This window comes from Tenggerimyces flavus (assembly GCF_016907715.1).
GTDB lineage: Bacteria > Actinomycetota > Actinomycetes > Propionibacteriales > Actinopolymorphaceae > Tenggerimyces > Tenggerimyces flavus.
The window spans coordinates 949,217-968,753 of sequence record NZ_JAFBCM010000001.1 but is presented as its reverse complement, the minus strand read 5'-3'; the positions used below and the strand labels follow the sequence as shown (position 1 = coordinate 968,753).

Genomic DNA, 19,537 nt, shown 5'->3' with positions numbered 1-19,537 from the left:
GATCCTAACTCGGCCTCCGAGCCGGCTATTCCCGCCTTGACCCTGCCCCGGCGGGGGATTACCGTCACCGAGTGTCTGGGATCGATTCCACATCCATCGCGTGTGAGGTGACCTGGGTGCACAAACGCGTGCTGGCATTGGACATCGGTGGTACGAAGCTCGCGGCGGGAGTGGTGGCCGAAGACGGTCGTGTGTGCTCGTTCCTGCAACGCCGTTCGCTTGCCGAACGCGGGCCGGACGACATGCTCGACAGACTGTTCGCGCTCGGACACGAAGCGCTCGCGGCGGCCGGTTCCGGCGGACTCCACGCGGTCGGCATCGGCTGCGGCGGACCGCTCGACACCGAACGAGGCCTCGTCCAGGGCCCGCCCAACCTGCCCGGCTGGGACGAGATCGCGGTCGCCGAGCGGGCCGAGCAGGCGTACGGCGTGCCGGCTCGGCTGGAGAACGACGGCGTCGCCGCGGCGATCGGCGAGTACCGGCACGGCGCGGGCCGCGGCGCGCGGTCGATGGTCTACCTGACGGTCTCGACCGGTGTCGGCGGCGGCGCGATCCTCGACGGCCGGCTGATGCGCGGACGCAGCGGCAACGGCGGCGAGATCGGACATATGGTCGTCGTCCACGACGGCAGGCCCTGTCCGTGCGGGTCGCGCGGCTGCATCGAGGCCTACTGCTCGGGGACGTCGATCGCCGCGCGAGCGCGCGAGCTGCTCGACGACGGCGCGGACTCCGCGCTCGCCCGGGTCGCGACCCTCACCGCCGCGGACGTCTCGCGCGCCGCCGCCGACGGAGACCCGATGGCCGCCGCGTTGTGGGACGACACGACCGAGATCCTCGGCACCGGAGTCGCGAGCCTGAGCAACCTGTTCGAGGCGGACGTGCTCGTCCTCGGCGGCGGCGTGACGCGGTCGGACGACCAGCTGCTGCTGCCGGTCCGCGAGCGCGTCGACGAGCTCGCGTTCGAGTTCGCCGGGGAACGGTGCAGGGTGGTGCTGTCCGAGCTCGGCGAGCAGGTGGGCGTGATCGGTGCCGCGGCGGCGGCGTTCGACACCTTCGGAAGATAGCTCCCAACACTTCGCGCGCTCGTCCGTCTTCCTTGATGCGACCCTGGGGTTCGAGGAGGACAAAGGGCATGAACGACCAACCGACAGTGATCGAGAACGTCGCGTTCCTCGATCTCTCCCAAGCGACGCCGGAGAACCTGGCGCGCCTGGAGGAGATCCGGGGCGTCGCCACCCTCGTGGTTCCGGCCGACGGGGGTGAGCTGCTCACCCGCGTCCGGCTGGTCGACGTCGCCCACGTGATCCCGGTGCCACGCGACGCGCATGTCCGCTTCCACACCGGCATGTTCACGCTGTCCGGCGAGGCGTTGGCCGACCCGGGTGGCGACAACGAGGTCCTTGTGGTCATCGGCGGCCTGGTCGTCACGACGCCGGTCGAACGTGTGGGCTATCGCGAGGTCGTCGTCATCGGCGCCGTGCTCGCCCCGCGCGGCAGCGAGACGGCCCTCGGCATCGGTCTGACCAGGGTCACCGGCGCGGTGAACTACTACACCTACGTCCAGGGGCAACGGTTCCAGCCGCTGAGCGGCGAGATCCGGATCAGCGGCGAGACCCTCGCGAACCATGGCGGCAATGCGGGCGACGTGCTCATGCTCGCCGGCGACGTCATCATCACCAGCCTGGCGCCGAGGGTCGGTTTCCAGGAGGTCTTCTGGGGCGGCAGACTCCTCGCCCCACGGTCGAGCGAGGGCGTGCTGGCGCCGCGGCTGGTCGGTGGCGGCGAGCTCATCTGGTACGGCGGCGAGCCACGGTTCTTCAAGGGTCAGGAGACGTTCGGGCGCGGGTTCTTCGACGCGCTGGACGGTCCGGTCGCGCTCGCGCTGGTCGGCGACTTCCGGATCGAGAGCGACGTACCCGCCGAACTGCTGCGCGCGAAGGTCTCCGAGGTCACGTTGGTCGGCAACCTGAGCGCGCGCAAGGAGCTCGTCTCCGCGCTCCAGGTGCTGACGACCGAGAAGTACGGCAACCTCGTCGTGTCCGACGGCCATGGTGATGCCTGATCCCGACGCCGCGGAGCGCGCGTTCACCGAGATCTTCGACGCGCACCGGCCGGGCGTCTACGGGTACCTGCTCGGGCGGGTGAGCGATCCCGACACCGCGCGCGACCTGCTCCAGGAGACGTTCCTGCGGGTGTGGCGGCGGCTCGACGAGGTCCGTGCGATCGCCCCGGAACGCCAACGGGCATGGATCTTCGCGGTCGCTCGCAACCTCGTCACCGACACGTACCGAGCCCGGGCGACGCGCGAGGCGATGGGGGAGGCACTGCAGGACGTCGTCCGTACGACGATCCCGGAGACCGACCAGCCGGACGCACGGGCGGCGACCGCCGAGCTGGTCTCCGAGGTCGGCGCGGCCGTACGCAACCTGCCCGAAGACCTGCGGGTGATCCTCGCCATGCACGCGGTCAGCGAGCTCACCAGCGCCCAGATCGGCGCCGCGCTGGAGCTGCCGGCCGGAACGGTCCGCTACAAGCTCAACCAGGCCCGCCGGGCACTCGCCCGCGACCTGGGACTGTCCGAACCAAGCCTCGAGGAGGCACGACGATGACCGAACCGAGCAGCCTCGACACCGTGCTGGCCGGCTGGGCGACGTCCGTTCGACTCGCCGCCGACGACGTCGAGAGCATGCGCCGTTCGATCGTGGCGCGACACGACCAGCCGTCCGGCCTCCCGCCTCAGTGGTGGCGCACGCAGGGCATGCAGCTGGCGAACGTCTTCGTCCAGGCGCACCGTCAACCTGTCCTTGCGGCGGCGGGATGGGCCGCATGACGAATCTCGCACCGGTGTCCGCCGACAGCGAGGTGGCCGCCGGGAACGCCATCGTCGCCGACGACCTGCGCCGTACGTTCCGCAAGCGCAAGGGCTGGTTCCGCTCGGGCGAGGTCGTGGAGGCCGTCCGCGGCATCAGCTTCGCCGTTCCGCGCGGCACGATCTTCGGCATCCTCGGCCCGAACGGCGCCGGCAAGACCACGACGATCAAGATGCTCTCCACGCTGCTCATCCCCACGGCCGGGACCGCCACGATCGACGGCTTCGACGTCGTCACCGACGAGTCCGCCGTACGCCGCCGGCTCGGGGTTCTGTTCGGCGGCGACAAGGGGCTCTACAACCAGCTGTCTGGTAAGGAGAATCTCCGCTACTTCGGTCGGCTCTACGGCCTGACCAAGGAGAGGATCGAACGCCGGTCCATCGAGCTGCTGGAACGGATGGACCTCACCACCCGCGCCGACGAACGCGTCGAGAGCTACTCGCGCGGCATGAAGCAGCGCCTGCACATCGCGAAGACGTTGCTGCACGAGCCGCAGGTCGCGATCCTCGACGAGCCGACGATCGGCCTGGACCCGAAGGCGGCGATCGAGGTCCGCCAGCTGATCGCGAGCCTCGTCCCCGAGCACACCGTTCTGCTCACCACGCACGACATGAACGAAGCGGACGTGCTCTGCCACGACCTCGCGATCGTCGACCGCGGCCTGATCGTCGCGCGTGGCACGCCGGCGGAGCTCAAGGCCGCCGCGGACGTGGCCTCGCTGGAGGAGGTCTTCCTCGCCGCGACCGGCCGGGAGTACGAAGAGGAGCAGCCGTGACCGGCACGCTCCGCGCGGACTGGCTGCTGATGTTCGCGACCGCGCGGGTGCTGCTGCTCCGGTTCGCGTCGAACCCGGTGATGATGCTCCGGATGCCGCTGTTCGGCGTCTTGCTGCTGCTCGGGTTCGTGCTGGCGTACCAGGTGTCGGGGCAGACCGCCGTTCCGGGCGAGGACGTGATCGGCTTCCTCGTGGTCGGCGTCATCGCGACGATGGCGTGGAACGCGACGGTCTGGGGCGCCGGCAACGCGCTGCAGTCGGAGATCTATGAGGGCACGCTGCCCGCCGTCGTCGCCGCGCCGACGCGGATCGGGCCGGTCATCCTCGGGTACGGGCTCGGCTGCATCTGCTACGACGTCTCCGGTCTGCTGCTGACGGTGCTGTTCGGGACCGTGCTGGGTGGGCGCTTCGACATCGCCGACCCGCTCGCCGCTCTGGTCTGCCTCCTCGCGCTGTACGTCGGCACGTTGTGCATCGGCCTGGGCTTCAGCGGGCTGTTCATCCTGTCCCGGCACTCGAACGCGCTGTCCAACTTCCTGCAGGGCCCGATCTATCTGCTGGCGGGCTTCTTCGTTCCGCGTTCGGTCCTGCCGGACTGGGTGCAGCCGCTGACCGACGTGATCCCGATTTCCCACGCGGTGGAGGCGTTGCGCGCCACGACGCTCTCTGGTGCGTCGTTGGCCGAGGTGAGTGGCGCCCTGCTCGCGACCGTGGCGAGCAGCGCGGTCTTCCTCGCGATCGGCGTCTGGTCGCTGCGCCGGATGGACAGCGCGCTCCGCCGTCGCGCGACCCTCGATCTGCTGTAGGAGTTGACTGATGTCGGCTGTGGTTCGGATCGTGTTCTCGACCGCGTTCGTGGTCGGACGGACGAAGATCCTCTTCGCCGGGCCGTTCTTCTACGCGTTGGTGTGGATGATGTACCCGGTCTTCAACCTGCTGCTGATCGGGCTCATCTACCGGGACAACGAGCAGCTGCGTGACTACGCGATCATCGGCGGCGCATGCATGGCGCTGCTGTTCGCGATGCTCTACAACGCGGGCGAGGTCCTCGACGGCGAGCGCAGGCGCGGCTCGCTCGGCAACCTGTTCCTGGCGCCGTGCTCGCGCTACGCGTGGCTCGGCGGATTCCAGCTGTTCGCGATCGTCGAGGCCCTCGCCACCGCGGCGATCACTATTGCGGTGGGCGCGATGGCGTTTGGCCTTACGGTGAAGGTGAATCTTCCCGCACTGTTGGTGACGTTCGCGCTGTTCGGCGCCTGCATGTGGGGCTTCAGCATGGTCGTCGGCGCGATCGGTGTGGCGATCCGGGATGCCAACCAAATCTCGAACCTGCTGTTCGGGCCGATCATGTTGCTGGCCGGGACGATGTACCCGATCGCGTTGATGCCGGACTGGATCCGCATCCCCGCGCGGTTCTTCCCGTTCGCGTACGGTGTCCAAGCCCTGGTCGATGCGTCCACGAAGGGCGCGAGCATCACCTCATTGTGGCGGGAGCTGATTCCCCTTGCGGGGTTCGCGATTCTCCTTCCCGTCCTCGGGATGCTCGCGTTCAACCGGGTCGAACGGCTTACCCGCCAGACGGGTTCGCTCGAGCTCACCTAGACGCGCTCGTACGCCTTCAGGGTCGCCAGCACACCGAGCGTCTGAATCGGCCGCCACTCCAGGTGCGTGCCCGGAGCCCACTGCTTCATCGTGACCGGCCAGCCGCCGTCCTCGCCCTGCTCGGCCTCCAGGTGGTCGAGCGCCTCGGCCAGCTCCGTGTCGGAGAACCACGCGCGGGCCAGGCTCGTCGGGCGCGGCGCGTAGTCATGGGCGTAGAAGACCTCGCCCGGCGCATACCCTTCGACCTCGTACTTCGAGGGATCGCTGTGGTCGAGCACGACCAGGTTGCCGTCCCGCACGATCCGGCCCAGCCGTTCGGCCGCACGCGCGGCGCGGTCGCGGTCGGGGACCTGGTCGAGGAACAGCATCGCGAAGATCGCCTCGTACGGATGGGTCTTCTCGATCGACTCGATCGCCGTCCAGAGGTAGTCGGTCGACTTCGCCATCCACGGACGCTCGACCCCACTGCGATACAGCGTGGCCATCATCAGCGCGGTCAGCAGCACCGAGCCGCCGCCGTCCGGATCGGGCACGATCCACGGGGCGTTCGGGAATCCCTCGTACCCCGGCACCAGCACCGGAGTGCTCCCGTCGGGCAGCACGACGGAGCCGAAGTAGTCGACCGCGGCCTGCGCCCGATCGGAGTCGATCGCCTTGACCTCTTCGAAGATCGAGACCGCCGAGATCGTCGCGTTCGGCTGGCTGTTCGGGCCGCGGTTGTCGGGCTCGAGCGCGTACGCGTAGCCGCCGTCGGGGTTCTCGTACGCCGACAGGGCGGTGAGCACCGCATCGGCCGAGCCATGGTGGAAGAGGTGTTCGTACCGTCGTTGCTCCAGGACGCGAGCCGTCAGCCAGATGAAGTCGCCGGCTCGGGTGAGCAGGTCGTTTGTCGGTTTCATATCGATGACGTTAAGCCCTTGTGGACAACTGGTTCTTGAACAGAACGGACGCCTATGCTGAAGTTCTCCAGCTGGGGGTGGTCGAGATGTACGGCCTGCTGTTGTTGCTCGCTCTGGTGGTCGTGGTGGTGGGGCTCAACCTGCTCGGCTCCGCGCCCGGGTGGCAGGAGCGCATCGGGACCACCGCGCGCTGGTTGGCGGTCGTGTCGTTCGGCGTGGCGACCGTGACCGCGCTCGCGATGCCACTGGCCATCGGCGGGCTGCCTGGTCCGGGGACGGTCGGCTGGCTCGCGGTGCCGGTGCTCGCTACGGGTGTCGCGCTGTTCGCGCCGTTTCACCAGCAGGCGAAGGTGATCGCGCTCTGGGCGGCGGCGTTCGTCGTGTGCGCGTTCGTGATGGTGGCCGGGCTCAGCATCGGCCTGTTCTTCGGCCCCGCCGCACTGCTCGCGGTCGGCGCGGCCGTCACAGCCAGCCAAGCCCGGTCCCGTACCCGCGTCGCCTAGCCTCGATCTTTCGTCCAGCAGTCGGTTCGCCCGGCCCGGCCCGGCCCCGCCCTGGGGCCAATGATCATGTTTACATGATCATTGGCCGCTTTACGTGGGGTGGGCGCCAGGTAGAGGGGCCATTGGCCGGGTAAGGCGAACCACGACGCCTCACCCAACGGAGTGCCATCCGCTCGGATCACTCGAGAGGTCGCCATCCCAAGTTCCCCAGCAGGACAGGCACTTCCGGCCTTCACAGGCCAAAGTCGCCCACCAACACCCGAAATCCCGAGGCTAGGCCTTCGCGATCCGGTCCAACGCGTCGGCCAGCTCGACGGGCTTGGAGAACATCGGCCAGTGCCCGGTCGGCACGTACTCGAACGTCCACTGCTTGCCCGCCATGCCGGCGAAGAAGCCCTGCTCCATGTACTCCTTGACCTGGTCGACCGTGAAGACGCACGACACCAACGTGTGCGGCAGCTTGTCCACCGCTGCCTGGTTCTCCGCGACCAGCGACGCCGTGATCGCGTCCGCCGGCTCGGGCACCGCGCGCGCCGCCATCCGCGCGCGCTCGGCGTCGCCGAGCCCCGCGATGAACATCTCGCCCGGCCCGCCGAGCCGCTCCCACGACGGCAGCGGGCAGAACCCGCCGTTCGCCTCGATGTCGGCGCGGACGTTCTCCTCCTCGGCCGGGTCGGACATGTCGAGCTGCGCGACGCCGTCCGGGAACGGGCCGCTCTCCACGTAGACCATCCGCGCGATCCGCTCGTACGCACGATCGGCCGCGCCGGTCGCCGGCACGCCTCCGCCGCTGTGCGCGACGAGCACGACGTCGCGCAGGTCCTGGTACTCGAGCACGTTCACGAGGTCCTGCACGTGGGTCTGCAGTGTGACGTCCGGCGAGGCCAGGTGCGCGCGGTCGCCGAGTCCGGTCAGCGTGACGGGATGGACGTCGTGGCCCTGCTCCCGCAGCCGCTTCGCGACGTCTTCCCATGCCCAACCGCCGAGCCAGAAGCCTGGTACGAGGACGAACGTTGCCATGCTCTTGATCCCTTCCCCTGGTGAACCGATGCCTCCAGGCTAGAGTCTTATGCGGACAGTTCCGGCCCGGATTTGTGGAGGAATTTCGATGCCACATCCGACCACCCGCACGCTCGCCCTGCTCGAGCTGCTGCAGGCGCGGCCGGGCCTGACCGGCGCGGAGATCGCGCGCCGGCTGGAGATCGACGAGCGGACCGTGCGCCGGTACGCGAGCCGGCTGGTCGACCTCGGCATCCCGGTCGTCGCCACGCGCGGCCGGTACGGCGGCTATCGGCTGCTGCCCGGATTCCGCTTGCCGCCGCTGATGCTGGACGACGACGAGGCGACCGCGGTCGTGCTCGGGTTGGTCGCCGGCCGGTCGCTGGGGCTCGCGACCACCACGACCGGCGTCGCTGCGGAGAGCGCGCTGGCGAAGCTCCAACGGGTGTTGCCCGCCGCGTTGCGGGAACGGGTCGCCGCGGTCGAGTCCTCGCTCGGCCTCACGCTGCCGCCGCGCGGCGGCCGGGCGCCGGAGACCGCGATCGTGCTGTCGTTGGCGGCGGCCGCGCATCAGCGGCGGCGGGTGCGGATCCGGTACGCGTCGTACCGCGGCGAGGCGTCCGAGCGCGACCTCGACCCGTACGGCCTGGTCGTGCACGGCGGCCGCTGGTACGTGACCGGGCAGGACCAGCTGCGCGGCGAGGTGCGGACGTTCCGGCTCGACCGGATCACCGGCGCCTCGCTGACCGACGAGCGGTTCTCGCCGCCGGACGACTTCGACCCGGTCCGTACGGTGACCGAGTCCCTGGCCCGGGTGCCGTACGCCCACGAGGTCTCGGTGGTGTTCACCGAGGTGACGCTGGCCGAGGTCCGCCGCCGGATCCCGCCGTCCGTCGGCGACCTGTCCGAGGTCGAGGGCGGCGGTGTGCTGTTGCGTACGCGGGCCCAACAGCTCGACGGGATGGCGAACATGCTCGCCGGCCTCGGCTGGCCGTTCGCCATCCAGAGGCCGGACGAGCTCCGCACCGCGGTCCGCGACCTCGCGCGGCGGCTGACCGCCAACGCCGACGCGACCTAGTTCAGCGCGTTCAACGGGACCGCGACGATCCGCAGCTGGTGCCACTGCATCTGGGCGGCGGTGTTGGAACTGGTGGCCTGGTCCTGGCACCCGACGGCGACGAGGCCGCTGCCGGTGGCCCAGCCAATCATCGACATCGTGCCGCCGCCTCGCGGCGAGCCGCCGAGGTAGTCGTTGTCACCCCAGACGCGACTCACGTCGAGGTCGGTCGTGCCGAACCTCAGCACGCACGACGCCGACAGCACCTCGTTGGCCGGGTCGTACTTCGTGGAGTACGCGTTCACCTTGGCGTGGATCAGCCAGGTGTCGGTCGGCAGGCTGAGCGTCCCGCCGACGGTCCCGAGGCCGGAGGAGAGGTCGCCGGGGCCGGCGTCAGCGCGGGCTCGTACCCGCGGGCCGACGTTGAGCGTCGCCTCGTTGATGTCGGCGCCGGTCAGGGAGTTCGTCGCGACCTCGGAGCTGCCGACACCGTTCGCCGCGATGTCCGCCGCACCCAGCGAGTTGTCCAGGACGTCGACGCCGCTGAGGCTGTTGTTCAGGACGTCCGCGCTCTTCAGCGTGTTGTCGGCGACCTCGGCGCTGTCGATCGCGTTCGGATCCAGGTCCGGGTACTTCACCTGCTTGTCGATGATGTCCGCCGACCCGACGGTGTTCGCCTGCAGGAGTCTCCCGCCCAGGCGACGCCGCTGGGAACGTGCTCGACCTGGTTCCCTCACGATCGGCGCGGCACCGCCGCCTGTCGTCCGTACCTGCTACGGAGCTGCGTGGTTGCATTGCGGTGTAACCATGTAATCGTGCTCGACGCGTACTCAGAGATCGTGACCCGCGTCGCTGACGAACTGATCCCTCGGGTCGCCAGCCTCCGGGTGGCTCGCCGTGGTGGCGAGAGTGGCGGATCGGCGGTCGTCTTCACCGAGGACGGCTACCTGCTCACCAACGGCCACGTCGTGGGTTCCGCGGGCGGCGGGGTCGCCGACTTCGCGGACGGTACGGAGGCCCCGTTCGACGTGGTCGGTCGCGACCCGCTGTCCGACCTCGCCGTCCTGCGCGTACGAAGGGACGTACCCGCGCCGGCCAGGCTCGGCGACGCGGACCTGCTGCGCGTCGGCCAGCTCGTCGTCGCGGTCGGCAACCCGCTCGGCCTCGCCGGCTCGGTGACCGCCGGGGTGGTCAGCGCGCTCGGCCGGTCGATGCCGGCCCGCGACGGGCGTACGGTCCGCATGATCGAGGACGTCATCCAGACCGACGCCGCGCTCAACCCGGGCAACTCCGGCGGTGCGCTCGCCACCTCCACCGGCGAAGTCGTCGGCATCAACACCGCGGTCGCCGGCGTCGGTGTCGGGCTCGCGGTCCCGCTGAACGGGACCACGCGGCGGATCATCGGCGAGCTGCTGCACGACGGGCGCGTGCGCCGCGCGTTCCTCGGCCTGGTCAGTACGCCGGCGCCAGTGCCGAGCGGTCTCGCCGAACGCGTCGGTCACCGCCGTGCGCTCCGCGTGGTCGAGGTCGTCAGCGGCAGCCCGGCCGAACAAGCCGGCCTGCACCCCGGCGACCTGCTGCTCGCCGCCGCCGGCCAGCCGATGCGCGGCGCGCAGGACCTGCAGAAGCTCATGTTCGCCGACGCGATCGGCCGTCCCGTCGAGCTGACCGTCCTCCGCAACGGCGCGATGGTCGACGTGATCGCCGTCCCCGCAGAGCTCTCACCGACGTCTGGGTAGACGCTCTACGCTGTCCCTCCGTGACCAATGACCTGGTGCGGGCGGGGATCCTGAACAAGGAGCGCCTCGTCCTCTTCTCCGACGCGGTCGTCGCGATCGCGATCACTCTGCTGGCCCTCGAGCTGCCCGTTCCGGAAGGTGCGACGAACGCGGAAGTGCTGCGTGCGTTCGGCGAGCACTGGCACGAGTACCTCGCGTTCCTGATCAGCTTCGCGGTGATCGCGACGCACTGGAACGTCCACCACCGCCTGTTCGCGCACGTGACCGCGCTCGGCGGGCGGCTCGGGCTGTGGAACCTGCTGTGGCTGTTCTCGATCATCGTCACCCCGTTCGCGACGCGGGTGCTGACGGCGGACGAGGCGTTCACGGTGCCGTTCGTCTTCTACGCCCTGGTGCAGGTCCTCGCCGGCTGCTGCCTGCTGCTGATGCAGCGCGAGATCCGACGCCACGGGTTGCGCCCCAAGGGACCGGACCTCGCGGCCGCGCAGGACGGGTACGCGCGGTCGCTCGCGTTCGTGGGCTGCTTCGTCCTCTCGATCCCCGTCGCGTTCCTGACCAGATGGGCCTATATCTGCTGGGCCCTGATGCCAGTCGTCTCGATCGTGGTCCGCCTAGTGCGTCGCCGGCGAGCCTCCGTCTAGCGCCCCTGTGTGACGGCAAATGATCATGTTTACATGATCATTTGCCGCTCTACGTGGGATACACCCCGCGTAGAGCACCCACTCGCCAGGTAAAGCGGCATCGGTGCCCCTCCGCCAGCACCCCCGACCTACGCAACAGGTCCTAGACCGCGGAGGACGACCGCGACGACGTCCTCGAGGGGCGGCGTTCGCGGTGGTCGGGCTTCGAGCAGGCCGGACAGCACGGTGTCGTGGCAGAGGCCGACGAGCATGGCGACCGCTGCCTCGATCGGCGCCTCGGGCGCGAGCCGGCCGCGTTCGCGTTCGGCCGCCAGGTAGTCGCGGAGGCTTGCCCGCCAGGCCTTCTGGTCGTGCAGCTCGGCGAACCTGGCCAGCACAGCCGGTTGTCCGACGAGTCCGGTGAACGCCGGCAGGATCGCGCGGTGCAGGGTGAGGCCGTACGCGAGGTGGGTGCGCAGGTTGAACTCGACCGTGCGGGAGCCGGGCTCGGGCAGGGTGCCGAGCCGCGCCTGCGTCGTCCGGACGTGCGCGTCGAGCGCCGCGGCGAGGAGCTCCTCCTTGTCCGCGAAGTGGTTGTACAGCACGCCGTCGGCGACGCCGGCCTCGCGCGCGATCGTGCGCACGCTCAGGCCGGCCGTCCCGCGCGTGGCGAGGAGTCGCTCCGCCGTCGCGACCAGATGCTCCCGCAGGCTCCGCCCCTCCGCGACGGCCGCCGCCCGTCGCGGCGACATCACGGCGCCGTCGCGGTGACGAGCCAGGCGGCGCCGCGGAGAACGACGGCGTCCGGTCGTGCGAACGGCTCGAGCGCCTTCGTCAACGCGGCGCTCGCGGCCTCGGCCTGCTCGGGCCTGACCCGGCCGAGGTTGAACTTCACCGGTCCCCAGCCGAGCATGAACTCCGCGGCGTCGGGCACGTCCTGGCCCCAGAGCTGGTCGGTCTCGACGCGTTCGCAGCCGAAGTCGACGAAGCCCGCGTCGGTGAGCACGGCCCTCGTCCGTTCCGGATCCGCGAACGACGTCGGCCCGGTGCCGTCGGCGCCGGTGGGCTGCTGCGGGAGGTACGGGCTGAGCGCGCCGAAGACCGTACCGAGGTCGGTGCCGGCGAACGGTGGCAGGCAGGCGAACGCCAGCTGCCCGCCGCTGCGCAACGCCCTGCGCACGTTGGCGAAAGCCGCGACGGGGTCGGCGAAGAACATCACGCCGAACCGGCTGAGCGCGGCGTCGAACGAGGCGTCCTCGAACGCGTGGACCTGGGCGTCGGCCTGGACGAAGTCCACGTTCGCGACGCCCTCCTCCTCCGCCCGCTCCCGGGCGCGAGTGAGCATCGGCTCGGACAGGTCGATCCCCGTCGCCCGACCAGTGCTGGCCCGCCGCGCGGCGTCCCTGGTCAGCTGGCCGTTCCCACAGCCGAGATCGAGCACGCGATCCGCGGTGCCGATGCCGGCGGCGTCGAGCAGCCGAGCGTTGTACCCGCCGTTGACCAGGTCGTACCGGTCGTAGTGGGCTGCCCAGTGCTCGCCCTCGTATCCGTTCCAGGCCTCTGCCTGCTCGGTGTTGACGATCGACCCCATCTGCGGCCTCCACGTTATGAACACTCGTTCACGAACAGGCGTTCATCATCACCCGAGAGGCCGGAACCGTCAACTACGAGGCCTGCTGGGACTCCGCGAGGACACCTGCGACCTTGGTCGCGATCGAGGGGTCGGCGAGGTCGGCGGCGCTGAGCACGTCGATGCCCAACGAGGCCGCCTCGCGGATCGCCAGCGGCGACACGGTCAGCAGACCGCCGGCGGCGCGAACGTCGTAGCCCCAGGCACGGACCCGTTCCACGCCGGCGTGCGCCCCGAGGGCGTCACCGGACGCGAAGATCACGCCGTCCAGCAGCAACCGGATCACCGGCGAGGCCAGCAGGCCCGCGGTCTCCTGCTGCAGGATCCCGTCCGCGATCTCCACCAGCACCACGTCTGCACCGCGCCGTGCGAGGCCGTCGACCAGGGCGGACGCGACGCGCTCGAGCTCGGGAATCGGGACCTGGTACGTCGTCGCGTACCCCGCGTCGGTGAAGTCGCAGACCCACTCCACGCCCGCGTCGGTGTACGACCACAGGTCCGGACCGGCGCCCGTCCCGGTGACCTTCGCCGCGCCCACCCGCAGTCCGGCGCGGGTGAGGCCGCGACCCAGCGCCGCGAGCGCGGTGGTCTTCCCGGAGTTCATCGACGTGCCGACCACCGCGATCGTGTGCCGCGGCCGGGTCATCGCCTCGATCTCGTCCGTCGGGAACGTCGCGAACCGGCGCAGGTCCAGCCGCTGCCCGTTCGCCGCGAGCAGCCCGAGCGGACGCAGCTTGGTCGGCACGTTCACCTTCGACGACTTCGCCACGCACTTGCCCGCGATGCCGCCGGCCGCGAGCAGGTCGCACGGGCCGAGGTCAGCCGGCACGACGCCCTCGAACTGGTCCGGCGCGTAGCGGGCGCCGTACGCGACCACGACCTCGTCGCCGACGTACAGCGTCGACCGGCGGCCGTCGGTGCGTTCGATCGACTTGTGCTGACCGAGGTCCGTCACCTCGGCCAGCACCAGATCCCCGGCATGGGGGCGCACGCCCTCGATCAACGACCAGGCGACCTGCTCCGGATGGCGCAGCGGATCGACGTTCCTGGTCGTGAAGGCGCCCTTCGCGCGACGCAGCCGAGCTGCGTCCAGCGAGGTGATGTGGCGGTCGACGACGACCACCGGAGGTGTGGCTGTCGCGTCAGACACGATGGCCTCCTGGGCGTGGGGATGGTGCGCAGGGCCCGACCCACACGCGGCACAGGCGTGTGCGTCGGAGGACGTCTGGTGTGGTGGTGCGAGGGGGTGGTCGTGCGAACTTTCGACTTTCTCAAGCAGATGCTGCTCCTCCATTTTGGGTACGGCAACCCCGGGCCCGACACCGGGTTGGCCGTTGGCGACTTGGCGGCCCGAGGGGCGCGGTGAATCTTCAACCAGGATTGGCGATTCGCTCGATCGAGGTCATGGAGAAGTCTTCGGGTCTTGTCACTATCACAAACTGTGTCTATCGTACACAGTGTCCGGTGGACGCAGTTTCCAAACACCGGAACGGTAACGAGGAGGCGAACAAATGGGTATCCGACGTGTCCACCGCTGGCTGGTCCCGCTGATCGGGATCGCCACGCTGTGGGGAGGGGTGGCGGTTCCTGCGGGAGCCGCCGTCGAGAAGGCGGAACGGACGGTGTCTCCGGTACGCGAGTGCGCGGAGCTGGTGCGCGCGTACGACCTGCCCGGCGCGCGTACGAAGGTCGAGCAGGCGGCGGTCGTACCGGCCGGCGCGCAAGGCCCCGAGCACTGCGACGTGCAGGGCGCGATCGAGCCGGCGATCAAGTTCCGGCTGAAGCTGCCGACGCAGACGTACTCCGGCCGTTACCTGCAGGTGGGCTGCGGCGCGTACTGCGGCGTGATCCCCGATCTCACGTTCCCCGACTGCGGCAAGCAGGCGCCGGGCGACGTGGCGGTCGCGGGGACGGACAACGGCCACGTGGGGACCGGCGAGCTGCCGTTCCTCGACACCGAGTGGGCGAAGGACAACCAGCAGGCCCGCGACGACTTCTTCTACCGCGCGCCGCACGTGCTCTCGCGCGCGTCGAAGGCGATCATCAAGACGTTCTACGGCCAGGGGCCGCGGGTGTCGTACTTCGACGGCTGCTCGATGGGCGGCCGCGAGGCGCTGCTGCTCGCGCAGCGCTACCCGTACGACTTCGACGGCATCATCTCCTCGGCGTCGGCGCACTACATGGGTCCGGGGCTCGGCTCGTACCTCGCCTGGCTCGCGCAGGCGAACCTGCGGCCGGACGGGACCGCGGTGCTCAGCGCCGTGAAGCTCCGCGTGGTCAACGCGGCCGCGATCGCGGCGTGCGACACGATCGACGGGCTCGAGGACGGCATCCTCGCCGACCCGCGTGCGTGCACGTGGGATCCGGTCGCGCTGCGCTGCCCGTCCGGCGCCGACCGCCCCGACTGCCTGACGGCGGCGCAGGTGACCGCGATGCGCAAGCTGTACACGCGTCCCGCCGACGCGCACGGCCGAGTGCTCTACCCGGCCTCGCTCCCGCGCGGCGGCGAGCTGGCGCTCATCGGGTACGGGACGCCGGACCCGGACAACGGCATCGACGTCCCGTTCATCATCCCGGACGCCAACGCGTACCTGGAGAACCTCGGCTACCCGATCGGCAAGCCGCACTCGTCGGTCTTCGACTACGAGTTCACCGCGCGCGACTTCCACCGGCTCACACCGGAAGGACGGAAGGGCAACGCGGCGAGCCTCGACCTGTCGAAGTTCAAGCGCGCCGGCGGCAAGCTGCTGCTCTGGAGCGGCTGGTCGGACATGGCGGTGCCCGCGGAGGCGACCGTCGACTACTACAGCCGGCTCGCTTCGCGGAACGGCGGCCTGGCGAAGACCCAGGAGTGGGCGCGGCTGTTCCTGATCCCGAGCGGACACCACTGCCTGATCGGCGGCGACCCGCAGGGGCTGAACGTGTTCCAGCCGTTCGACGAGCTCGTGTCGTGGGTGGAGCGCGGGAAGGCGCCGGAGCGGATCGTCGCGGCGGGCACGGACAATCCCTGGAACCCCGGCGGTCCGGTGGTGCGGACGCGGCCGGTGTTCCCGTACCCGCTGGTCGCGAAGTACGACGGGTCGGGCTCGATCGACGACGAGCGCAACTTCGTTGCGGGTAAGCCGATCGTGAACCCCAAGTACGACCAGATCGACTGGCTCGGGGAGTACTTGTCGTACGTTCCGGGACCCGTGGCACGCTGAGTCTTCGGTCTCGATCGAATCAGTAGGTCCTGCCCGTTCGCCTTCCTAGCCTGGCTGGATGAGCGAACGGACAAGTAGGCGGATGGTGTTGGCGGCGACCCTGGGGGTCGCCGCCGCGCCTTGGGGAGTGGTGGGGATGACGGCTTCGGAAGCCGCGGCCGACGCCGGGCTGGAACTTCCGGCGGCGACGGAGGCGGTGACGCCGTTCACGGTGCGGTATCCGGACAGCGCGCTGACCGACCTGCGCCGCCGGCTGGCGGCCACGCGGTGGCCGGAGCGGGAGACGGTACCCGACCAGACCCAGGGCGCGCCGTTGGAGCGCGTACGCAAGCTGGTGACGCACTGGGCCGGCAAGCACGACTGGCGCAGGGTCGAGAAGCGGCTGAACGGTTTCGGAAACTTCCGGACGAAGCTCGACGGTCTCGGGATCCACTTCCTGCACGTACGGTCCAAGCACAAGGACGCGCTGCCGTTGCTGTTGACGCACGGGTGGCCTGGCTCGGTGCTGGAGTTCGCGGACGTGATCGGCCCGCTGACCGATCCGCCGGCGTACGGCGGGAGTGCGAGCGACGCGTTCCATGTCGTCGTTCCGTCCTTGCCTGGTTACGGATTCTCCGACAAACCGACGGAGAACGGCTGGGCGCCGGGCCGTACGGCACGTGCCTGGACAACGCTGATGGCGCGGCTCGGCTACTCCCGGTGGGTCGCGCAGGGCGGTGACTGGGGCGGCGTGATCACGTCGGAACTGGGCAAGCTCGCGCCGGCCGGTCTGGCGGGCATCCACCTGAACTTCTGGGCCGAGTTCTCACCGCCCGACCTGCCCGACCCGACGCCGGAGGAGCAGGAGGCGCTCCGGAAGTTGCAGGAGTTCTCCGGTGATGGTTTCGGCTACTTCTCGCAACAGTCGACCCGGCCACAGACGCTGGGGTACGGGCTGCACGACTCCCCGGTCGGCCAGGCGGCGTGGATCTACGAGAAGTTCGCGGCCTGGTCCGACAGCGCCGGGGCGCCGGAGAACGTGCTGGGCCTGGACAAGATGCTCGACGACATCACCCTCTACTGGCTCACCGGCACGGCGACCTCGTCGGCCCGGTTCTACTGGCAGGCGACCCACCACGACACGGTCTCGCCGAACCCCTACAGCGTCCCGGTGGGCTTCACCACGTTCCCCGCCGAGATCGTCCCCCTGCCGCGGCGCTGGGCCGAGGCGACGTACGGCAACCAGCTGATCTCGTACACGCGCGCCGCCCGCGGCGGCCACTTCGCGGCCTTCGAGCAACCCGCGATCTTCACCACCGAACTCCGCACCTGGTCCCGCCTGCTCCGCTGACCGCCGTTTGACACGATCGAACATACGTTCGATCATTGGACCGTGGCGAGTTCGGTCGCGCGTCGGTTGACCGTGGTGCCGGCGGAGCGTCGGGACCAGGTCGTCGATGGGCTGCGCGCGGAGCTGGCGCAGAGTCGGCTGGCGCCGACGTTGCCGACGCGGGAGGCGTTCTCGGGGCTGCTCGACGGTGGGCTGCGGAAGGGCTGCAGCTACGTCGTCCAGGGCTCCAACGCGCTCACGTACGCCCTGCTCGCCGAGGCCTCCGCCGCCGGGTCGTGGACCGGGATGGTCGGCGTCCAGGACGCCGGGATCGAGGCGGCCGCACGTCTCGGGGTCGAGCTCGACAGGCTGGTGCTCGTCCCCGAGCCGGGTCCGCGCTGGCTCACCGTCGTCGGCACGCTCGTCGACGTCCTCGACCTCGTCGTCGTTCGCCCACCCACGCCGGCGTACGACGCCGAGACGCGCAGGCTCGCGGCCAGGCTGCGCGAACGCGGCGGAGTCCTGCTCGTGCACGGCGACTGGCCCGGCGCCGAGCAGCGGCTCGCTGTGACCGAGAGCCGCTGGTACGGCCTCGGCGACGGCCACGGTCACCTGTCCGCCCGCGAGGTCACGGTCACCGCCGACGGTCGCGGACCTCAACGGACGGCGAAGCTCTGGCTCCCCGGCGGCGACGGCGGCGTCCACCTCGCCGAAGCCGCGCCGGAGACCACCGACCTCACCCAATGGCGCCAGGTCAAGGCCGGCTGATGGACCCCGTCCGCTGCATCACCGTCTGGTGCCCCGACTGGCCCGTCGTCGCCGCGGCCCAGGAAGCCGGCTGCGCGAAGGACACGCCCGTCGCCGTCATCGTCAAGGGTCGCGTCTACGCCTGCAACGCCCCCGCCCGCGCCGACGGCGTCCGCCGCGACCTTCGGGTCAGAGAAGCCCAAGCCAGGTGCCCCGAGCTCGCCGTGCTCCCGTACGACCCGGCCGTCGACGCCCGCGCGTTCGAGCCCATCGTCGCCGCCGTCGAGGCGATCGCGCCCGGCGTCGAGGTCATCCGGCCCGGCATGTGCGCGGTACGAGCCCGCGGCCCTGCGCGCTACTTCGGCGGCGAGGAGGAGTTCGCCGAACGTCTCCGCGCCCACCTCGTCGAGCAGGCGAACGCGCACACCGTCATCGGTATCGCCGACGGCCCGTTCGCCGCCGAACAAGCCGCCCGCCAAGCCGAACGCCACAAGAACCACGTGCACGTCTTCCCACCAGGAGAGTCCGCCGAGCATCTCGCCGGCCTGAACATCAACCTGCTCGACCGCCCCGACCTCGTCGATCTCCTGCGCAGGCTCGGCATCCGCACCCTCGGCGCGTTCGCCGAGCTCCCCGCCGGCCGCGTACTCGAGCGCTTCGGCATCGACGGCGCCCTCGCCCACCGGCTCGCGGCAGGCCACGACGACCGCCCGTTCGCCTCGCGAAGGCCGCCGCCCGAGCTCGCCACCAGCGTCGAGTTCGAGCCCCCGCTCGACCGCGTCGACCAGGTCGCGTTCGCGATCAAGTCCGCCGCCGAACGCCTCGTCGACGCCCTCGCCGACCGCGACCTCGTCTGCACCTGCCTCCGCGTCGACGTCACCACCGAGCGCGGCGCCGACGCCGCCCAGGTCAAGTCGAGGCAGTGGCGGCATCCGCGCTGGTTCTCCGCGAACGACGTCGTCGACCGGGTCCGCTGGCAGCTGCAGGGGCTCTGGGGTTCGACCCAAGAGGAGGACAGCGAGGAAGCGACGTTCGGCGTGCTCAGGGTCCAGCTGTTCCCGGAGGACGCCGCCCCGACCGGCGCGTACCAGGACGGTCTGTGGGGCGACCAGGCCCCGGACGAACGGGTCCACCGCGCGCTCACCCGGGTGCAGAGCATGCTCGGCCACGAGGCCGTTCTCACCGCGATCCTCTCCGGCGGGCGCTCGCCGGCCGACCGCGTCACGTTCGTCCCATGGGGCGACGAACCCACCCCGGCACGCGTGCCCGACCAGCCCTGGCCCGGCCAGCTGCCCGACCCGCCGCCCAGCACCGTGCTCACCGCACCCACCCCGGTCGAGGTCCTCGGCGCCGACCAGCAACGCGTCGAGCTCACCGACCGCGGCCTGCTCACCGCCGACCCCGCCCGCTTCGACCAGCGCGAGATCTCCCACTGGGCTGGGCCGTGGCTGGTCGAGGAGCGTTGGTGGGACGCGGCGGCCGCTCGCCGGTACGCGCGCTTCCAGGTCGTCTGCGCCGACGGCGCCGGCTACGCGCTGCTGTACGAGCGCGGCCGCTGGTGGCTGGAGGCTTCCTATGACTGAG

Annotated in this window: 21 protein-coding genes; 15 read left to right on the top strand and 6 right to left on the bottom strand. The window is 70.5% G+C overall.

All coding sequences use genetic code 11. The features are described 5' to 3' along the window. The first annotated feature begins 71 nt into the window (after positions 1-71). The 7 genes from JOD67_RS04645 to JOD67_RS04615 all read left to right on the top strand — a co-directional run bounded on the left by JOD67_RS04645 (position 72) and on the right by JOD67_RS04615 (position 5,247). Positions 72-1,064 carry an ROK family protein gene (locus JOD67_RS04645; RefSeq protein ID WP_307782274.1) on the top strand — a complete coding sequence of 331 codons (993 nt, stop codon included), beginning with the start codon at positions 72-74 and terminating at the stop codon, positions 1,062-1,064. A gap of 68 nt (positions 1,065-1,132) precedes the next feature. After that, entirely contained in the window at positions 1,133-2,062 is a 930-nt protein-coding gene (locus tag JOD67_RS04640; RefSeq protein ID WP_205115561.1) for a hypothetical protein, read from the top strand. Then, positions 2,055-2,609 carry an RNA polymerase sigma factor gene (locus tag JOD67_RS04635; protein ID WP_205115560.1) on the top strand — a complete coding sequence of 185 codons (555 nt, stop codon included), beginning with the start codon at positions 2,055-2,057 and terminating at the stop codon, positions 2,607-2,609. The genes JOD67_RS04640 and JOD67_RS04635 overlap by 8 nt, the downstream gene beginning before the upstream one ends. After that, the gene (locus tag JOD67_RS04630; RefSeq protein WP_205115559.1) at positions 2,606-2,830 is read left to right on the top strand and encodes a hypothetical protein; all 225 of its coding nucleotides are present in this window, start codon (positions 2,606-2,608) and stop codon (positions 2,828-2,830) included. The genes JOD67_RS04635 and JOD67_RS04630 overlap by 4 nt, the downstream gene beginning before the upstream one ends. Then, the gene (locus JOD67_RS04625; protein ID WP_205115558.1) at positions 2,827-3,645 is read left to right on the top strand and encodes an ABC transporter ATP-binding protein; all 819 of its coding nucleotides are present in this window, start codon (positions 2,827-2,829) and stop codon (positions 3,643-3,645) included. Before JOD67_RS04630 ends, JOD67_RS04625 begins: the two co-directional genes overlap by 4 nt. Beyond that, a complete protein-coding gene (locus JOD67_RS04620) occupies positions 3,642-4,451 on the top strand; it encodes an ABC transporter permease (protein ID WP_205115557.1) in 810 nt (269 codons plus the stop codon). The genes JOD67_RS04625 and JOD67_RS04620 overlap by 4 nt, the downstream gene beginning before the upstream one ends. Positions 4,452-4,461: 10 nt before the next feature. After that, positions 4,462-5,247, top strand: coding sequence for an ABC transporter permease (locus JOD67_RS04615; RefSeq protein WP_205115556.1), 786 nt, complete (start codon positions 4,462-4,464; stop codon positions 5,245-5,247). Here JOD67_RS04615 and JOD67_RS04610 read toward each other — a convergent pair. Next, entirely contained in the window at positions 5,244-6,146 is a 903-nt protein-coding gene (locus JOD67_RS04610) for a hypothetical protein (protein WP_205115555.1), read from the bottom strand. The two genes, JOD67_RS04615 and JOD67_RS04610, sit on opposite strands and share 4 nt — an antisense overlap. Before the next feature lie 35 nt (positions 6,147-6,181). On the opposite strand from JOD67_RS04610, the gene JOD67_RS04605 reads away from it, so the two are divergent. Then, on the top strand, positions 6,182-6,649 hold the full coding sequence (locus tag JOD67_RS04605) for a hypothetical protein (protein ID WP_205115554.1): 468 nt from the start codon (positions 6,182-6,184) through the stop codon (positions 6,647-6,649). A gap of 273 nt (positions 6,650-6,922) precedes the next feature. Here JOD67_RS04605 and JOD67_RS04600 read toward each other — a convergent pair whose 3' ends face one another. Then, positions 6,923-7,669 carry an alpha/beta fold hydrolase gene (locus JOD67_RS04600; protein ID WP_205115552.1) on the bottom strand — a complete coding sequence of 249 codons (747 nt, stop codon included), beginning with the start codon at positions 7,667-7,669 and terminating at the stop codon, positions 6,923-6,925. Positions 7,670-7,757: 88 nt separating this feature from the next. Between JOD67_RS04600 and JOD67_RS04595 the strand changes: the two genes are divergently transcribed. Then, the gene (locus JOD67_RS04595; protein ID WP_205115551.1) at positions 7,758-8,726 is read left to right on the top strand and encodes a helix-turn-helix transcriptional regulator; all 969 of its coding nucleotides are present in this window, start codon (positions 7,758-7,760) and stop codon (positions 8,724-8,726) included. Here JOD67_RS04595 and JOD67_RS04590 read toward each other — a convergent pair. After that, on the bottom strand, positions 8,723-9,442 hold the full coding sequence (locus JOD67_RS04590) for a hypothetical protein (RefSeq protein WP_205115550.1): 720 nt from the start codon (positions 9,440-9,442) through the stop codon (positions 8,723-8,725). The two genes, JOD67_RS04595 and JOD67_RS04590, sit on opposite strands and share 4 nt — an antisense overlap. A 78-nt stretch (positions 9,443-9,520) precedes the next feature. Here JOD67_RS04590 and JOD67_RS04585 point away from each other — a divergent pair, with 78 nt between their 5' ends. Both JOD67_RS04585 and JOD67_RS04580 read left to right on the top strand, forming a co-directional pair. Then, the gene (locus tag JOD67_RS04585) at positions 9,521-10,444 is read left to right on the top strand and encodes a S1C family serine protease (protein ID WP_205115549.1); all 924 of its coding nucleotides are present in this window, start codon (positions 9,521-9,523) and stop codon (positions 10,442-10,444) included. A gap of 20 nt (positions 10,445-10,464) precedes the next feature. Beyond that, positions 10,465-11,085 carry a TMEM175 family protein gene (locus JOD67_RS04580; RefSeq protein WP_205115548.1) on the top strand — a complete coding sequence of 207 codons (621 nt, stop codon included), beginning with the start codon at positions 10,465-10,467 and terminating at the stop codon, positions 11,083-11,085. A gap of 128 nt (positions 11,086-11,213) precedes the next feature. Here JOD67_RS04580 and JOD67_RS04575 read toward each other — a convergent pair whose 3' ends face one another. The 3 genes from JOD67_RS04575 to JOD67_RS04565 form a co-directional block, all read right to left on the bottom strand. Next, positions 11,214-11,816 (bottom strand): TetR/AcrR family transcriptional regulator, encoded by a 603-nt coding sequence (locus JOD67_RS04575; RefSeq protein WP_205115547.1) that lies wholly within the window; start codon positions 11,814-11,816, stop codon positions 11,214-11,216. Next, positions 11,816-12,655 carry a class I SAM-dependent methyltransferase gene (locus JOD67_RS04570; RefSeq protein ID WP_205115546.1) on the bottom strand — a complete coding sequence of 280 codons (840 nt, stop codon included), beginning with the start codon at positions 12,653-12,655 and terminating at the stop codon, positions 11,816-11,818. Before JOD67_RS04570 ends, JOD67_RS04575 begins: the two co-directional genes overlap by 1 nt. A gap of 73 nt (positions 12,656-12,728) precedes the next feature. Beyond that, positions 12,729-13,844 (bottom strand): hypothetical protein, encoded by a 1,116-nt coding sequence (locus JOD67_RS04565; RefSeq protein ID WP_205115545.1) that lies wholly within the window; start codon positions 13,842-13,844, stop codon positions 12,729-12,731. Between the two features lie 361 nt (positions 13,845-14,205). Between JOD67_RS04565 and JOD67_RS04560 the strand changes: the two genes are divergently transcribed. From JOD67_RS04560 to JOD67_RS04545, 4 genes are read left to right on the top strand one after another with little or no spacing between them, the layout of a single operon-like run. Next, positions 14,206-15,897, top strand: coding sequence for a tannase/feruloyl esterase family alpha/beta hydrolase (locus JOD67_RS04560; protein ID WP_205115544.1), 1,692 nt, complete (start codon positions 14,206-14,208; stop codon positions 15,895-15,897). Between the two features lie 58 nt (positions 15,898-15,955). After that, positions 15,956-17,227 carry an epoxide hydrolase family protein gene (locus JOD67_RS04555; protein ID WP_239553720.1) on the top strand — a complete coding sequence of 424 codons (1,272 nt, stop codon included), beginning with the start codon at positions 15,956-15,958 and terminating at the stop codon, positions 17,225-17,227. A 42-nt stretch (positions 17,228-17,269) separates the two neighbouring features. Further along, entirely contained in the window at positions 17,270-17,974 is a 705-nt protein-coding gene (imuA', locus tag JOD67_RS04550; protein ID WP_205115541.1) for a DnaE2-dependent mutagenesis accessory factor ImuA', read from the top strand. Beyond that, on the top strand, positions 17,974-19,536 hold the full coding sequence (locus JOD67_RS04545; protein WP_205115540.1) for a DNA polymerase Y family protein: 1,563 nt from the start codon (positions 17,974-17,976) through the stop codon (positions 19,534-19,536). The genes imuA' and JOD67_RS04545 overlap by 1 nt, the downstream gene beginning before the upstream one ends. Position 19,537: the final 1 nt, after the last annotated feature.

Bases quoted from the DNA above. Each gene is read 5' to 3' on its own strand.
- JOD67_RS04640 (WP_205115561.1), top strand. From the start codon at position 1,133: ATGAACGACCAACCGACAGTGATCGAGAACGTCGCGTTCCTCGATCTC.
- JOD67_RS04635 (WP_205115560.1), top strand. From the start codon at position 2,055: ATGCCTGATCCCGACGCCGCGGAGCGCGCGTTCACCGAGATCTTCGAC.
- JOD67_RS04630 (WP_205115559.1), top strand. From the start codon at position 2,606: ATGACCGAACCGAGCAGCCTCGACACCGTGCTGGCCGGCTGGGCGACG.
- JOD67_RS04625 (WP_205115558.1), top strand. From the start codon at position 2,827: ATGACGAATCTCGCACCGGTGTCCGCCGACAGCGAGGTGGCCGCCGGG.
- JOD67_RS04615 (WP_205115556.1), top strand. From the start codon at position 4,462: ATGTCGGCTGTGGTTCGGATCGTGTTCTCGACCGCGTTCGTGGTCGGA.
- JOD67_RS04610 (WP_205115555.1), bottom strand. From the start codon at position 6,146: ATGAAACCGACAAACGACCTGCTCACCCGAGCCGGCGACTTCATCTGG.
- JOD67_RS04600 (WP_205115552.1), bottom strand. From the start codon at position 7,669: ATGGCAACGTTCGTCCTCGTACCAGGCTTCTGGCTCGGCGGTTGGGCA.
- JOD67_RS04595 (WP_205115551.1), top strand. From the start codon at position 7,758: ATGCCACATCCGACCACCCGCACGCTCGCCCTGCTCGAGCTGCTGCAG.
- JOD67_RS04575 (WP_205115547.1), bottom strand. From the start codon at position 11,816: ATGTCGCCGCGACGGGCGGCGGCCGTCGCGGAGGGGCGGAGCCTGCGG.
- JOD67_RS04570 (WP_205115546.1), bottom strand. From the start codon at position 12,655: ATGGGGTCGATCGTCAACACCGAGCAGGCAGAGGCCTGGAACGGATAC.
- JOD67_RS04560 (WP_205115544.1), top strand. From the start codon at position 14,206: ATGGGTATCCGACGTGTCCACCGCTGGCTGGTCCCGCTGATCGGGATC.
- JOD67_RS04555 (WP_239553720.1), top strand. From the start codon at position 15,956: ATGAGCGAACGGACAAGTAGGCGGATGGTGTTGGCGGCGACCCTGGGG.
- JOD67_RS04545 (WP_205115540.1), top strand. From the start codon at position 17,974: ATGGACCCCGTCCGCTGCATCACCGTCTGGTGCCCCGACTGGCCCGTC.